Below are 14,910 nucleotides of genomic sequence, written 5' to 3'. Positions count from 1 at the left end.
ACTCGTTAACTGGGACTGGTATCGCTGCCTGTCAGGCAGTCGACAAGCGCCGCAGCAAACCCCGACAACAGCTCGCGCTTGCGCACACAAACCTTCAAATCGCGCTGCGCCCAGGGCTCTTCCAGCTCAATTACCGCCAGCTGCGCCCCAGCGGTTACCGCACTGCGCGGCACCAGGCCGATGCCAACCCCTGCGCTGACCATGCGGCACACCGCCTCAAAGCTGCGCACTTGAATCCGCACCTCGAGGTGCCGCCCCAATGCGGCGGCTGCGTTCATGGTAAAGGTGTGAATCGCCGAGCCCGAATGCAGCATGACAAAGGGGTAATCCAGCACTTGGGCAAACAGGCTGCTGACGTGCGCAGCGAGCGGATGATCGACCGGGGCAATCAGCACCAACCGATCGGCCCGGTACGGGATAAGTTCAACCTCCGCGTCCGCAATCGTCCCCGCCACCACGCCGACCTCCACCTCGCCGCGCGCCACGGCCATCAGCACCTGCGGGCTGGTGTGCTCTTCCAGCGAAATACTGACCTGCGGATGACGCTGCAAAAAGCTCGAAAGGCTGTCGGGCAGAAAGGTATGGGTGGCGTGGGTGTTTGCCCACAGGCTCACATGGCCGCGTACGCCTTTGGCGTAGGGCGTAAGGTCAGCATGCATCTGTTCGAGCTGGGCAAACACCTGGCGCGCATGGCGCAGCAGCGCCTCGCCGGCCCGGGTCAGCCTGACACCGCGCGGTTCGCGGAGCAGCAGCGGCGTGCCAATCGACTCCTCCAGCACGCGCATGCGATGGCTGGCCGAAGACGCGGCCAAATGCACGCGCTCGGCACCGCGGGTTAAATTCTTTGCTTCGGCAATCGCAACAAACAGACGCAGATCAATCAGGTCGTAATGCATAGCGTTAGTTAAATCCGAACGATTACTTATGAAAAAGCCAATTCCATAGCGATTCTAACCCCATCATCATTCGGCTCAGCACAACTCTTTAAGGATTACCCACATGCCATGGAAAACCTGGTCTGCTGAACGATTGGGCATTGCACTCGCGGTGCTCGCCGCCTTCGGTTTCTCGTTCAAGGCGATCTTCGTCAAGCTGGCCTATGCCGCTGCGCCCGTGGATGCGGTCACCCTGCTGACGCTGCGCATGAGTTTTGCCCTGCCTATCGCGTTGTGGGCCACGCTGTGGCTGTGTCGCGCAGCGCCGCCGCTCACGCGCAAAGACTGGGGCATGCTGATTGCCTTGGGGCTGCTCGGTTACTACGGGGCCAGCATTCTTGATTTTATTGGCCTGCAGTACATCTCGGCGGCGCTGGAGCGGTTGATTCTGTTTATCTACCCAACCATGACCGTGCTGATTGGCGTGCTGTTTCTGGGTAAGCGTCTGGAGAAACGCCAGATTGCGGCGCTGCTGCTGACCTACGCGGGCATCGGCCTGGCGTTCGCCCACGATCTGCAAGTAGCGGAGGACCTGCATACGGTCCTGATCGGCGCCGCCTTTATCTTCGGTTCTGCACTGTCCTACGCGCTCTACAGCTCGGGAGCCGAGGTAGCTATTCACCGGCTGGGCACCATCCGCTTTGCTGCCCTGGCGATTATCGTGTCCACCTTTGCCACGCAGATTCACTTCCTCGCCACGCAACCGTTTTCTGCACTGCAGCAGCCGATAGAGGTATATGCGTACAGCGCGGCGATGGCGATTTTCTCCACCGTGCTGCCGATATTCTGGCAATCGGCTGCACTGCGCCTGATTGGCTCGGCGCGTACCGTACTGATTGGCACACTGGGGCCGATCCTGACGATTGTCTTCGCCTGGATGCTGTTATCGGAGCCGGTGTCGTTTGCCCAGCTGGCGGGGGCAGGCCTGGTGCTGGCGGGGGTGTTGTTGGTGTCGCGGCGTAAAACAGTGCCCGTTCAGCCCGCACCTACCGCCGAGGATGTTCACCCTAGCAAGCAGGCACTCGCCACGCCGGTTTCACCCGGCCAGTAGGCTTAGAAGCGGTTTATCAGCAGAAACAACAAGGGCTCTTGCGAGCCCTTGAGAGTGATGCAACTTAACGCCAGTGCCGCTGCTGCACCTTCTGGCTGCGGCCCGCACCAAACAGCATGCCGACCAGCAGCGCCAGGCTTTCCAGCAGCCAGGCCAGCAACATGGCGCAGGCAATGCCCCAGGCGATGGCCTCGGGGGCCAACAGAACCTGATAACGGTAGGCGGCGAAGGTTTCTTCCAGCAACTCATGGTCTGCTGCTGTAGACAGATGCCAGACCTGGCCATACCAGGGCCCTTGCATCGCCTTGGATTCGCGCTCAAGGAATGCCGAACGCTCAACCAGGGTGCCCAAACTCTGCGCATCGCTGCGCATCACGGGGTCAGCGCTGGCTTGGTAATGGCCAACCAACGCGACCAGATCCCCCTTGAAAAAGCGCTTTGCAGTCTCCCGAAAGCCTTTAAGCCCTTGCTCGGATTCAATCCGATGGGCTTCAACGCGCTTACTGTAGTCGTCGATAAACCCCGGCACCTGCACCCCAACCAGCAACCCCAGAGCAAACAAGGCCAACCGCAGATAGCTTCTAAACATGTCCCCTCCCCCAATTCAGTCCGTTAGGCCTTGTGCCACACATTCACCACCGCGCCACAATCGCCACTCGCCCGGCTGGTAAAGCGTCCAGCTCTCGTTATCGGTCAAGGGTTCTGTGGCTAACACGCTGACCACGTCATTGGGCGTGGTTTCCGCCTGAAAATCCACCTGCATATCGGCATCTTTCAGATGGGCCGGGCCAAACGGCGCACGTCGGGTGATATGCGCCAGCTTGCTACTGCAGAAGCTGAACAGCCAGTCGCCATCACTGAGCAGGCAATTGAATACACCGAGCTGACGATAGCCCGCGCAGGCACTGACCAAAGTGGGCAGTAACCGCTCTACCTCCACCGGCTCGGGAAAGGCCTGACGCAGGCGATTGAGCAAATCACAGAAGGCCGCTTCGCTGTCGGTATCGCCAATCGGCCGGTAGTTATCCAATTGCGGGGCAAAATCGGCCAATTGGCCGTTATGGGCAAAACACCAGTTACGCCCCCACATCTCGCGTACAAACGGATGGGTGTTGGCCAGGCAGACGCGGCCGACATTGGCCTGACGGATATGGCCGATCACCACTTCGCTCTTGATTGGGTAGCGCTGTACTAACTGCGCCACCTCTGACTCGCTGCTGGCGCGCGGGTCCTGAAACAGGCGCAGGCCGCGCCCTTCATAAAAACCGATGCCCCAGCCATCGCGGTGCGGGCCGGTTCGCCCGCCGCGCTGCATCAGGCCGGTAAAGCTAAAGACAATATCGGTCGGCACATTGGCGCTCATGCCCAGCAATTCACACATTGCGTAACGCCTCGCGCAGCTGCTGCGCTTCAATTGCCAGACGCGCCTCGATGCGTTTGCGCGCCAACGGCAGAAAACGTGTCAGGGCGCGCCACAGCAACGGCATCACATCGCCGCTGCGTCGTGGAATCAGGTGCAGATGCAGGTGTGGCACATGCTGATTGGAGGTCGGCCCGTCGTTGATCAAGAAATTGATGCCCTGCTCGCCATAGCCGGCCGCACGCAGGGCGGCAGCCATGCGTTGCGCCAGCTGCAGCAACTGCTCGCTGGCCGCAGAGGAAAGGTCTTTAAGAAACGGCGCGTGTTCGCGGCTGACAATCAGCACATGGGCCGGACGCAGAGGGAAGATATCCAGCAGGACGATAAAGTGCTCGTCCTCATAAATACGCTCGGCAGGCAATTGCTCGGCGGCGATTGCACAGAACACACACGTCATAAGCCTCTCCTTAATCAACAACCCAGCATGCTGAACGGCTGGCTGCGTTGGCACAAGGCCGGCGGCGTCAGGCAGCGCCGCCGAGGCTTACAGGCGGGGTTCAACTCGCAAGCGACGGTCGCCGCGGGCATCGTATCGGGTGTCGCCAAAATCCTGCTCATCACGCGTCATCATTTCACGCAAGGTCGGCTCATCGTCGGCAGCCGGCGCTGGCCCCTTACGGGCCTGCCACCAACGCTCAATAGGCCAGCGCACCGCGACAAACAGCAGATAAAGAGTAAACAGAATCAACGCGTACATGCTCAGATCCGCCACTGCACGCCAGGCGTTATTGCCCACATCTAGCAACAGGTCCATGGCGGTGATTGCCACCGCAGGGGCGAACTGCTCCTTACCGGGGTCAACCACAGTTGGGCTGAACAGCAACACCAACACCAACACGCGCAGCGGCTCACGCAGGTAGCGCCACATCCAACTGGTCAGGCGAAACCACACCAACAGGCAACCAAGAGCGGCCAGAAGATAGGCGCCCCAGGCAAGCAGGTAGTCGTTTTCAGTCATAAAACACACATTCTCTGGCATTGAAGACCCAGCGGCGCATGCACATAAGCACGTAGATTTCAGCAGCCGACGGTCAAAGTGGCGCTTATGATAACGGCTTTTGCCTGCCTCGGCGTCCCCGCTGTCGGCCGCCATCTACAGGAGTTGTTTCATGCCACACGCCCCCATAGCCCGTGCCGATAACGCTGCAGACCCGTATCGCTGGCTGGAAAACCGTGACAGCGCTGAGGTGCTTGATTACCTCAAGGCGGAAAATACCTACCTGGAACAACAACTCAGCGACCAACTGGCACTGCGCGAAGTCTTGTTTCAAGAGATCAAAGGGCGCATCCGCGAAACCGACCTGAGCCTGCCGTCGCCCTGGGGGCCATATCTGTATTACCAGCGCACCACGGCGGGCGACGAATACCCGCGGCATTACCGCTGCCGCAAACCCGCCGATGGCTCGCTGACGGTCGATGAGGCCAGCGAACAGTTGCTGCTCGACCCCAACGACCTGGCCGATGGCGGCTTTATCTCCCTCGGCGCTTTCAGCATCAGCCCTGACCATCAGCGCCTGGCCTACAGCCTGGATACCAGCGGCGAGGAAACCTACCAGCTGTTTGTCAAAGAGCTGGCCGATGACAGCCTGATCGAGCTGCCGTTCGAGGAATGCGACGGCAGCATGACCTGGGCCAATGACAGCCAGACCTTGTTCTTCGGTGAACTGGACGATACCCACCGGCCGCACAAACTCTACCGCCACCGCCTTGGCACCGACGCAGCCGAACTGGTGTTCCACGAGCCGGACGGACGTTTCTTCCTCAGCTGCTACCGCAGCAGCTCCGAGCGCCAGCTGATCTTGCAACTGGGCAGCAAAACCACCAGCGAAGCCTGGGTGCTGGACGCCGAAACACCGCAAGCCGCGTTCAGCTGCGTGGTCCCGCGCGAAGAGGGTCACGAATACGACGTCGACCACGGCGCTCTGGATGGCCAGTGGCGCTGGTTTATCCGCAGCAACCAGCACGGCATCAACTTCGCGCTGTTTACTGCATGCGACACAACGCTGAACCGTAGCGATTGGCAATTGCTGCGCGCCCATGACCCCGACGTCATGCTGGAAGGCGTTAGCCTCAATCAGCAAGCGCTGGTGCTGAGTCTGCGAGAAGGCGGTTTACCGATGATCGACGTGCAGCCGCACGGGCAAGCGGCCTACCGCGTGCAGCTACCGGACGCCGCCTACAGCCTCTATGTACAGGACAGCCTGGAATTCGACAGCCCCGCCATTCGCCTGCGCTATGAAGCGCTCAATCGCCCGGCGCAGGTGCGTCAGCTGGAACTGGCTACAGGCGCGCAAGTGGTGCTCAAGCAAACCCCGGTGCTTGGGCCGTTCGATGCCGACGACTATGTCAGCCAGCGCCTGTGGGCTACTGCCGCCGATGGCAGCCAGGTGCCAATCAGCCTGGTGGCCAAACGCGAGGTGATTGGCACCTCTGCCCCACTCTATCTGTATGGCTACGGCGCTTATGGCGAAAGCCTCGATCCCTGGTTCTCCCATGCGCGCCTAAGCCTGCTGGAGCGCGGCTTCGTGTTCGCCATCGCCCATGTGCGTGGCGGCGGCGAGCTGGGTGAAGCCTGGTACCGCGCGGGTAAACTGGAGCACAAGCAGAACTCGTTCAGCGACTTTATCGCCTGTGCCGAACACCTGATCAGCACCGGTTATACCAGCGCGCAACAGCTGGTGATCAGCGGCGGCAGCGCCGGCGGTCTGCTGATGGGCGCAGTGCTCAACCAACGTCCCGAGCTGTTCGCCGCCGCTATCGCCGAAGTGCCGTTTGTTGATGTGCTCAACACCATGCAGAACCCCGACCTGCCGCTGACCGTCACCGAGTACGACGAATGGGGCGACCCTAGCCAGCCCGAAGTGTTCGAGCGGGTCAAGGGTTACGCACCCTACGAAAACGTCCAGGCCCAAGACTACCCAGCGATTCTCGTAGTAGCCGGCTACAACGACAGCCGCGTGCAGTATTGGGAAGCCGCCAAATGGGTGGCCAAGCTGCGCGCGCAGAAAACCAACCACAACCTGTTACTGCTGAAAACTGAACTGGACGCCGGCCATGGCGGCATGAGCGGTCGCTACCAAGCGCTCAAAGATGTCGCCCTGGAATACGCCTTTATTCTCAAGGTACTCGGTCGGGCTTGACCCGCCACCACCGCGCTACCGCCTGCTGTCAGGCGGTTAAGCCGCGCGACACACGCTCAGAGTCATTCGCACTAAACAGCGGACGTTTAGCGCGAAAAATTACTTGACCGGTCATGCAGATCTAACCGGCCTGACGTACAAGTTCAACTACGCTGAATTGCACGCTGGCTTACTGCAATCCCTCCCATTTCGCTGCCTGCTCACCATGGACGGTCTGTGATGAAAAACTGGAAGATCAGAACCCACTTATTCCTGCTCGCCGGCTGCCTACTGCTGGGTTTGCTCTGTGTTGGCGGTCTGGGTTTGTATGGTTTGCAGGCCACCGTCAAGGGGCTACAAACGGTGTATCTAGACCGCGTGGTGCCGCTGCGCGACCTCAAACTGATTGCCGACCTCTACGCGGTCAATATCGTTGACGCGACCCACAAGGCGCACAGTGGCGAACTGGATGAAAAAACGGCGCAACGGTTGATTGAAGAGGCCCAGGTACGAATTGAGGACACCTGGAAAGCGTACTTAGCCACCGAACTGATCCGCGAAGAAAGTCAGCTGATTGAGCAAATCAACCCGCTGATGGAACAGGCACGGCAACCACTCAATGAGCTACAGAGCCTGCTTAACCGTGGTGATAAGACTGGCATTGATGCCTTTGCCAGCCAACGTCTTTATCCATTGATCGACCCACTCTCTGAGAAATTCGCCGAGCTGATCGATGTGCAACTGCTCGAAGCCAAGCGCCAGTACCAACTGGGTGAGGCCGCTTATGCGAGCAACCTCAAACTGAGCATCAGTGTGCTGCTGATTGCGCTGTTGATTGGTCTGGCCCAGGTCATCTATTTCATCCGCTTGATGAGCCAGCAACTGGGCGCAGAGCCCGGTGAGCTGGAAGAAATCAGCGCACGGATTGCCGAAGGTCGTCTGGGCGGCGGCAAGAGCTTGGGTAACCAAGTGATGACCGGCGTCATGAAATCGGTGCAGAGCATGCGCCGCGGCCTGCAGGATATGATCGGCAATATCGGCGAAGCCTCCGAACAGATTGAATGCGCCACCCTGCAACTGGCCGCCTCCTCCGAGCAGGTGCTGACCAGCGCCAATGTGCAAAGTGATACCGCGTCAGCGATGGCCGCCACCGTCGAACAACTGGCCGTAAGCATCAATCACATTGCCGAAAACGCCCAGCAAACCTATGACATGGCCAAGAAAGCCGGTGACATGACCGATGCCGGCATTTCTGTCATGGCCCGCGCCACCACAGAAATGCACAAAATCGCCGAGCTGGTTGCTGAGAGCGCGCAGGATGTCGAAACTTTGGCCGCACAATCGCGCAACATCACCGCCATTGTCGACGTAATCCGCGGCATTGCTGAGCAAACCAACCTGCTTGCCCTGAATGCCGCTATCGAAGCGGCACGTGCCGGTGAGCAAGGTCGCGGTTTTGCCGTGGTCGCCGATGAAGTGCGCAGTCTGGCCGGGCGTACCGCCCACTCAACCACGGAAATCATCGCCCTGGTCGATGCCATTCACAGCGGTATGCACAAAGCAAAAATCAGCATGGCCGCTGGCTGTGAACGAGTGAGCATCGGTACGCAGTTGGTCGATCAGGCGGGCAATTCGATGACGGGCATTCGCCTGGCGCTGAATGAATCATTGCAAGCCGTCAGTGTGATTTCGCTGTCACTGCAAGAACAACGTGCGGCCAGCGAGCAGGTGGCCATGAACGTGGAGCTGGTGGCGCAAGTTGTTGAGGAAAACTCTGCGGCACAAGGCGGCATCGTCCAGGCCATCCAGTCCCTGCAAGCCATGTCCGGGCGCTTGCAGGGCGTGATGCGGCGCTTCAGTTTCTAGACCGTAGCCCCCGTTCAGGCCACTCGGCTGCAGGTCGCGAGTGGCGCTGGCGAGCCAAGTGGCAGGCGGCTAAGGTCAATCTATGCGACTGACCTCGCGCCACGTCTATCCAGGCTGCCGTCCATGCCCGCCCACTCCCAACTGATTGATGAAATACGCGACATGCTGCTCGATTGCGGCCTGTTCGACAGCCTCACGCCCAACGAGCTGCTCAGCGCCGCCGGTTACTTCAACATCAGCAAATGCGCCCCGGACGCGAGCATCTGCCGCGAAGGCGACCCCGGCACCTTTATGTGCATCATCCATTCGGGCGCGGTATCGGTGCGCAAGATCAACTCCAGCGGGGAAACCATCGAACTGGCCAAGCTGCGCAAGGGCCGCGCCTTTGGCGAGATGGCAGTACTCGACGGCGAGCGCCGCTCGGCCAGTTGCATCGCCGTAAGTGACTGCAGCCTGCTGATGCTGGCCAGGGACTCACTGGACAAGATGCTCGGCGAAGCCCCCAAGACCGCCGCCAAGGTCATCCGCGCCATCGCTATCGCCATGTCCCGGCGCTTGCGGATGGCCGATGGGCAGCTGGTCGAGCAGCAGCTCTAGCTACCCGCAACTCACTCGTCAGGCTTCGGCACCGGCTGCGTATTGCGTTCGCGCTGCTGTTGCAGCAACGGCACATCCTGATCGCTGCGCGGCTGGTTGGATTGCGGCTGCGGCGCCTGCCTGAGCAGCGGCGGATTATTGCGGGCCGGGGCAGGTAGATGCTGCGGCGGCGCCGGTGCATAAGGTTGCGGCGTGGCGGTACCCGGGGCACCTGCCGCTGGGGCTGTGCTCGGCATTTTCGGCGGTTGCTGGGCAAGCAGCGCGGTGCTGGCCAGCGTGGTTAGAACAAACAACAGATGGTTCAGGCGCATGCTGGTATCTCCAGGGCAGTTATCCTCTTGGGCAGCAACCCTGCAGCTAAGTGCCGCACGGGCGGTTCTCACTGACCACTGGCAAGGCTAGACTGATCGCACAGCCCCAGCGTACGAGAATCCAGATGAGCAGCGACAAATCCCCCTCCGCCACCGGCAAGCTTGACCGCATCCTCGCCGAGGCCCAGCGCTCGCGTGAAGAAGGCTACCGCGACAAGGCGCTGAAGATGTACCCGCACGTCTGCGGCCGCTGCGCCCGTGAGTTCTCCGGCAAGCGCCTGAGCGAGCTGACCGTGCACCACCGCGACCACAACCACGACAACAACCCGCAGGACGGCTCCAACTGGGAGCTGCTGTGCCTGTACTGCCATGACAACGAACACTCGCGCTACACCGACCAGCAGTACTTCAGCGAAGGTTCGCTGAGCACACCGAAGACTGCTCAGGCGACCCACAACCCCTTCGCCGACCTGGCTGCAAGGCTGAAAAAGCAGTAGCGCAATACTCTGGGAACCCGCTTGCTGACGATCTTAGGGTCGTCGCATCGCCAGCAAGCTGGCTCCTAGAAAAATCAGGCCGCTGCCATACAGGTATACTCGCGTCTTTTTTGTCGCCCGCACCCTTGGCGCGGCTGCAAAACTTCTCCCGAAAATTCTGCGCGAGTGCCACCGTGGCCAACAAGAGATACGCCTGCATCGGCCTGTTCAACCCTAAATCCCCGGAAAACGTCGGCTCAGTGATGCGCGCAGCCGGCTGCTATAGCGCGGCCTCGGTGTTCTACAGCGGCAAACGCTACGCCCGTGCCCGCGATTTTATTACCGACACCCAGCGCATCTATATGGATATTCCGCTGATTGGCGTGGAAGACCTGCAGCAGATCATTCCCATCGGCTGTACGCCGGTGGCCGTGGAGCTGGTCGAAGGCGCACGGCCACTGCCGCAATACACCCACCCCGACCGCGCCATCTATATCTTCGGCCCCGAAGACGGCTCGCTGAGCAAGGAAGTCCTCGACTGGTGCGAGGACGTGATCTACATCCCCACCCAGGGCTGCATGAACCTCGCCGCCACCGTCAATGTGGTGCTCTACGACCGCATGGCCAAAGGCATCAACACCAAGTCCGGGCCAGGGCTCAAGTAGACCGCTGCCCCGCCGCTACAAGCCCGACTTGAGCCGGCTAAAGGCGCGAGTTAATGCGCGGTTGAACGCCTTGGCGTTGTCGTTCTTGGTGTACAGCTGCGCGCGCACAGCGGCCGGTGGATAGGTGCCGGGGTCAGCGAGGATGGCTGGATCGACCGTGGCATTGGCCGCTGGTACCGCGTTGGCGTAGTAGATGCTATTAGTGATCGCGCCAATCACCTCTGGCGTCATCAGGTGGTCCATCAATGCCAATCCGGCCTCAGGGTGCGGTGCGTCCTTGGGAATGACCATCGCATCGAACCAGATCAGCGTGCCTTCACGCGGGATGCTGTAGTGCAGGCTGTAAGGCTTACCCGCCTGCTGCGCCTGACCGGCAGCGATCGAGACGTTGCCGTTCCATGACATCGCCAGGCAGGTATCACCGTTGGCCAGGTCAGTGATATTGCGGTCGTTGTCGAAGTAGCGAATCGACGGCCGCACCTTGGCCAGATGGGCTTCGGCCAGTTTCAGGTCGTCCAGGCTCTGCTTGTTGATATCCAGGCCCAGGTAACGGAACGCGGCGGAAAACACCTCATTGGGGTCATTGAGAAAGCTCACCCCGCAGTCGGCAAACTTCGCCACCACCTGCGGATCGAGCAACATCGCCCAGCTGTCAGTGGGTGCATCGGCCATACGCTTGGCAATGGCCTGCTGCTGATAGCCAAAGCCTGTGGTGCCCCAGACGTACAGGCCGGCGTAACGGTTGCCCGGATCGAACGCAGCCATATGCCCGGTGAACTCGCTGTCTAGCCCACTGAAATGCGGCAGCGCGGCCTTGTTTAGCGGCTGCAACGCCCCACTCTGGATTGCCCGCTGCAGATGCTGACCGGCCGTCAGCACCAGGTCATAACCGCTGCGTCCGGTAAGCAGCTTGGTTTCCACGGTTTCCAGCGAGTCGAAATGATCGACCACCACCTTGATCCCGGTTTTCTCCTCGAAACTGCTCAAGGTGTCTGGCGCCAGGTACTCGCCCCAGATAAACAGATTGACCTGCTTCGGCGTTTCGGCCGCCAGCACTTGCGCGCTCACGGCCAGGCTCAAGGCCAACAGACTGGTATGCAGTTTCATCAGAGCCTCCTAGGCGCGTTTGGGCGCAGCGTATTGCGGCATGGTGATGCAGGCGACGTTGCCGCCACCGAGCAGAATTTCCCGGGAGTTCTCGATGCCGATAATCCGGTGCTTGGGGAACAGCTCGGCCAGAGTGGCCTGAGCCACACGGTCGCAGGGATCATTGAACAGCGGCACGACGATGGCCGAGTTGCCGGCGTAATAGTTGATATAGGAGGCGCAGATCTGCGTGCCGGCCTGACGGGTGTGGGTGGCGTCATCCTGATCCAGGCCTTCGGCCTCTTCCGCCGTCCACTCCAGCACGCGCGGTTGCGGCAGCTTGTGCACTTCCAGCGCTCGGCCACGAGCGTCGCGGGTGCTGCGCAGGATGTCGTGGGCCTCCTGGTAGATTTCCCACTGCGGATCGTTACGGTCGTCGGTCCACTGCTGCACCACCACGCCAGGGCGGACGAAGCAGGCCAGGTCGTCGATATGGCCGTCTGTTTCATCGAACTTGCAGCCGCGCGGCAGCCAGATCACCTGCTCGGCGCCGAGGTAATCGCTGAGTCGGCGAGTCATCTCCTCCTTACCCAGATGCGCATTACGGTTGCGGTTAAGCAGGCACTGCTCGGTGGTCAGCAGAGTGCGCTGGCCATCGGTCTGGATGCCGCCCATTTCGGCAATAAAGGGTGCGCGGTAGCGGTCATAGCCTTCGATCTCGAGGATTTTCTGCGCGATCTGGTCGTCCTTGTCCCAGGGGTAGTACAAACCGCCGTCGAGGCCGCCATAGGCGTTGAACTCGAAATCCACGCCGCGCACTTCACCGCTGTCGTCATTGACCAGAAAGGCCGGGCCGCTGTCGCGGAACCAGGTGTCGTTGCAGGTCATCTCCACCACCCGCACATGGGCCGGCAGCTGGCGCCGGGCGTTGGCGTACTGGCTGGCAGAGGCGCACACGGTGACCGGCTCGCTGCTGGCAATCGCCGTGACGATATCCACCCAGACCTTCTGCGCCGGCTTGGCACCGTTGCGCCACACGTCCGTGCGTTCCGGCCAACCCAGCCAGCAGCCGGCCTTGGGTTCGAATTCGCCGGGCAGACGGAAGCCATCGGCTTTGGGGAGAGAAGTCAGGGAACGCGCCATCGGATGCACCTTATGCCTGTGGGGAAGATGGCCACACAGTACGCGGCGCTTTGACCGAGGTTCCAACGACGATTATTGCGGAATAGCTGAATTCAATTCATCAGTCAGCCAGGTGATCCCCCAGCCAATCTAAGAAGTGCGCCACCGCAGGCCTCTCCAAACGGATGCGTTCACAGACCAGCGCATACTGCCCCAGCGCCGCCACACTGGCGTTGAACGGCCGCACCAGACGGCCGCTGGCCAGGTCTTCGGCGGCGGTGAGGTTGTCGCCCATGGCCACGCCCTGCCCTTGCGCCGCAGCTTCCAGCGCCAGGCCTGCATGTCCCAGGTAAAGATGACGCGCCGGCTGGATATCGCCGGCATGAGTGGTCAGCCAGGCGGTCCAGGTCTTGCCGTCCTGATCATCGTGCAGCAGACCATGGCGGGCCAGGTCACGCGGATGCTTGAGCCCGCCCTGGTTGAACAGGCTGGGGCTGCACACCGGAAAGAACTGCAGGGTAGGCAGCGGTCGCACGAAGTAGGCACTGGCATCCTCGGGACCGGTGCCGTAGGTAATCGCCAGATCGATATCCGGGCTCGGCAGGCTGGCTTCCAGCGGCTGTTCGTGCAGATGCAGGGTGATCTGCGGATAGCGATCGCTGAAGTCGGCCAGCCGGCTGACCAGCCACTTCTGCGCCAACTCGGGCGTTACCGCGATACGCAGCACCGCCTGCGAGCCGGGGTCGCGCAGCTCGTCACAAGCCTCACCGATCAGTTCGAAAGCCTGCTGCAAGCGCTGCAGCAAACGCCGTGCGGCTGGCGTCGGTACGACTTGGCGACCTTCGCGGGTAAACAGCGGCGTGCCGAGTTGTTCTTCCAGCTGGCGAATCTGATGGCTGACTGCGCTGTCAGTAACGCACAGCTCGGCCGCCGCCCGGCCGAAGTGGGAGTGCCGGGCGGCGCACTCGAAGGTGCGCAAGGCGGTGAGGGACGGTAGGCTGCGCATGCTTACTCAGGGCGTGGGCTAGCGCAACAGCTTGTTGTCCAGCGTCTTCGAGGCGCTACCCATGACGTTCTCGCTGATCTCGATAAAGTCTTTGGTACTGGCTTTGTCGAGGCGCATCAGGCCGCGGGTCACGTCATCCAGCGAACGTGGCTGGGTGGTGCCTTTGGTGGCCTGGCGGATTTCCCGATCCAGTTCCTGCAGCAGCAACACCGCGCGGGCGGTGACCGGGCCGCTGGAGTTGTTGGTGCGCAGGCTGTCCACCGGCTTGCTCCAGCGAATCAGCTGCTCGCGGATTTTCTGATAACGCTCCTCGCTGAGGCCGCCGGCGCGGCGCATCAGCTCAATGGCGTAATACTCCGCCAGGCCTTCGGTGATCCAGTCACTGCGATCACGGGCGCGAATCCGGCTGAACACATGCACCAGCTCATGCACCAGAGAACTGGTGCCGTTCTCACTGACCAATGGACGGTCCGTGTGCATGTAGTAGGAGTTGGCTGCCGACAGGCCACCGCGCCACATCGGGTCACCGGCGCCGACAATCAGCAATTTGGCCGGGTCGCGCGGGAACACGTCCTGAGCATGCGGCCAGATAAAGGTCAGCAGGGTCATAACTTCCATGCGGCGCATGCCCTCGCCCACTGGCGCGGCGATAGCTACATCGGTTTCACCCAATTTGGCGCGGCGCGTGCCGACCTTACCGGCCACCATCCAGCCAGTCGGGCGATCGAACTTGCGCTGAGGGTTGTCGATGCGGAATTTGTTCTTGCCGATGCGCGGCCAGCCGGTTTCGACGCTCTTCCAGCCCTTGGGCAGGTCGAATTGCAGGCGCGAGACCAGCTCGGTTTTATCTTCCTGGCGCAGCTTGACCGCCGGCACCAGGTCATCGCCCCGCAGCAACGCCCAGTCCGGGGTGATCCGCGCATCAAACCGATCCGGGCTGCGCTCGTTATTGATGCGCACACGGTAGCTCAGGGTCGACTTGCCTTTTCCCGGCTGCCAGGTGCCCACCTCAGGGCTGTTTTGCGTCCACTGGCCATCGGCCTTGAAATCGCTGTAGGCACCCTGCTCACCAAGGTTGAAGGCCAGACTGATCACCTGCGCGCCGTCTTCCAAGGTCAGGCTGACCTCGGCCTGCTCAGTGTCTGGCAGAAAGCGCACGCGATAATCCAGATCGACCTTCTTTGCCCAGAGTGGCGTGCTCAGGCTCAGCAGAACAACGGACAGCAGCAAACGGCGCATCAACATGGCAAAGCTCC

Annotated in this window: 16 protein-coding genes; 6 read left to right on the top strand and 10 right to left on the bottom strand. The window is 61.1% G+C overall.

Annotated elements, in window-relative coordinates; translation table 11 throughout:
* Positions 1 to 5: 5 nt before the first annotated feature.
* On the bottom strand, positions 6 to 896 hold the full coding sequence (locus tag BLO50_RS12510) for a LysR family transcriptional regulator (protein WP_090253191.1): 891 nt from the start codon (positions 894 to 896) through the stop codon (positions 6 to 8).
* A 103-nt stretch (positions 897 to 999) separates the two neighbouring features.
* On the opposite strand from BLO50_RS12510, the gene BLO50_RS12505 reads away from it, so the two are divergent.
* The gene (locus BLO50_RS12505) at positions 1,000 to 1,986 is read left to right on the top strand and encodes a DMT family transporter (protein ID WP_090253188.1); all 987 of its coding nucleotides are present in this window, start codon (positions 1,000 to 1,002) and stop codon (positions 1,984 to 1,986) included.
* 64 nt (positions 1,987 to 2,050) lie between these two features.
* Here the strand turns inward: BLO50_RS12505 and BLO50_RS12500 are convergent, their stop codons facing one another.
* The 4 genes from BLO50_RS12500 to BLO50_RS12485 form a co-directional block, all read right to left on the bottom strand.
* Positions 2,051 to 2,575 carry a DUF2937 family protein gene (locus tag BLO50_RS12500; RefSeq protein ID WP_090253186.1) on the bottom strand — a complete coding sequence of 175 codons (525 nt, stop codon included), beginning with the start codon at positions 2,573 to 2,575 and terminating at the stop codon, positions 2,051 to 2,053.
* Positions 2,576 to 2,590: 15 nt separating this feature from the next.
* The gene (locus tag BLO50_RS12495) at positions 2,591 to 3,367 is read right to left on the bottom strand and encodes a class II glutamine amidotransferase (RefSeq protein WP_090253183.1); all 777 of its coding nucleotides are present in this window, start codon (positions 3,365 to 3,367) and stop codon (positions 2,591 to 2,593) included.
* Positions 3,360 to 3,803, bottom strand: coding sequence for an HIT family protein (locus tag BLO50_RS12490; protein ID WP_090253181.1), 444 nt, complete (start codon positions 3,801 to 3,803; stop codon positions 3,360 to 3,362). Before BLO50_RS12490 ends, BLO50_RS12495 begins: the two co-directional genes overlap by 8 nt.
* A gap of 87 nt (positions 3,804 to 3,890) precedes the next feature.
* A complete protein-coding gene (locus BLO50_RS12485; protein ID WP_090253178.1) occupies positions 3,891 to 4,364 on the bottom strand; it encodes a sensor histidine kinase family protein in 474 nt (157 codons plus the stop codon).
* A gap of 151 nt (positions 4,365 to 4,515) precedes the next feature.
* On the opposite strand from BLO50_RS12485, the gene BLO50_RS12480 reads away from it, so the two are divergent.
* The 3 genes from BLO50_RS12480 (at position 4,516) to BLO50_RS12470 (ending at position 8,988) form a co-directional block, all read left to right on the top strand.
* The gene (locus BLO50_RS12480) at positions 4,516 to 6,546 is read left to right on the top strand and encodes a S9 family peptidase (protein WP_090253175.1); all 2,031 of its coding nucleotides are present in this window, start codon (positions 4,516 to 4,518) and stop codon (positions 6,544 to 6,546) included.
* A gap of 219 nt (positions 6,547 to 6,765) precedes the next feature.
* Positions 6,766 to 8,391 carry a methyl-accepting chemotaxis protein gene (locus tag BLO50_RS12475; RefSeq protein WP_090253173.1) on the top strand — a complete coding sequence of 542 codons (1,626 nt, stop codon included), beginning with the start codon at positions 6,766 to 6,768 and terminating at the stop codon, positions 8,389 to 8,391.
* A gap of 123 nt (positions 8,392 to 8,514) precedes the next feature.
* The gene (locus tag BLO50_RS12470; protein ID WP_090253170.1) at positions 8,515 to 8,988 is read left to right on the top strand and encodes a Crp/Fnr family transcriptional regulator; all 474 of its coding nucleotides are present in this window, start codon (positions 8,515 to 8,517) and stop codon (positions 8,986 to 8,988) included.
* An 11-nt stretch (positions 8,989 to 8,999) separates the two neighbouring features.
* Here BLO50_RS12470 and BLO50_RS12465 read toward each other — a convergent pair whose 3' ends face one another.
* Positions 9,000 to 9,299 (bottom strand): hypothetical protein, encoded by a 300-nt coding sequence (locus BLO50_RS12465; RefSeq protein WP_090253167.1) that lies wholly within the window; start codon positions 9,297 to 9,299, stop codon positions 9,000 to 9,002.
* Positions 9,300 to 9,424: 125 nt separating this feature from the next.
* Between BLO50_RS12465 and BLO50_RS12460 the strand changes: the two genes are divergently transcribed.
* Both BLO50_RS12460 and BLO50_RS12455 read left to right on the top strand, forming a co-directional pair.
* A complete protein-coding gene (locus tag BLO50_RS12460) occupies positions 9,425 to 9,796 on the top strand; it encodes a YajD family HNH nuclease (RefSeq protein WP_090253165.1) in 372 nt (123 codons plus the stop codon).
* A 173-nt stretch (positions 9,797 to 9,969) separates the two neighbouring features.
* Positions 9,970 to 10,440, top strand: coding sequence for an RNA methyltransferase (locus BLO50_RS12455; RefSeq protein ID WP_090253162.1), 471 nt, complete (start codon positions 9,970 to 9,972; stop codon positions 10,438 to 10,440).
* A 15-nt stretch (positions 10,441 to 10,455) separates the two neighbouring features.
* On the opposite strand, the gene BLO50_RS12450 is transcribed toward BLO50_RS12455, so the two are convergent.
* From BLO50_RS12450 to BLO50_RS12435, 4 genes are all read right to left on the bottom strand, one after another.
* The gene (locus tag BLO50_RS12450; RefSeq protein ID WP_090253160.1) at positions 10,456 to 11,547 is read right to left on the bottom strand and encodes an extracellular solute-binding protein; all 1,092 of its coding nucleotides are present in this window, start codon (positions 11,545 to 11,547) and stop codon (positions 10,456 to 10,458) included.
* Positions 11,548 to 11,556: 9 nt separating this feature from the next.
* On the bottom strand, positions 11,557 to 12,669 hold the full coding sequence (gene aguA, locus BLO50_RS12445; RefSeq protein WP_090253157.1) for an agmatine deiminase: 1,113 nt from the start codon (positions 12,667 to 12,669) through the stop codon (positions 11,557 to 11,559).
* A gap of 100 nt (positions 12,670 to 12,769) precedes the next feature.
* The gene (locus BLO50_RS12440) at positions 12,770 to 13,654 is read right to left on the bottom strand and encodes a LysR substrate-binding domain-containing protein (RefSeq protein WP_090253155.1); all 885 of its coding nucleotides are present in this window, start codon (positions 13,652 to 13,654) and stop codon (positions 12,770 to 12,772) included.
* 18 nt (positions 13,655 to 13,672) lie between these two features.
* Positions 13,673 to 14,899: a hypothetical protein gene (locus tag BLO50_RS12435; protein ID WP_090253152.1), complete on the bottom strand. Its 1,227-nt coding sequence runs from the start codon at positions 14,897 to 14,899 to the stop codon at positions 13,673 to 13,675.
* Positions 14,900 to 14,910 lie beyond the last annotated feature (11 nt).

This window comes from Pseudomonas peli, from assembly GCF_900099645.1.
GTDB lineage: Bacteria > Pseudomonadota > Gammaproteobacteria > Pseudomonadales > Pseudomonadaceae > Aquipseudomonas > Aquipseudomonas peli.
Note: the sequence above shows the minus strand (reverse complement) of the source record. Positions and strands in the feature narration are given on the sequence as shown.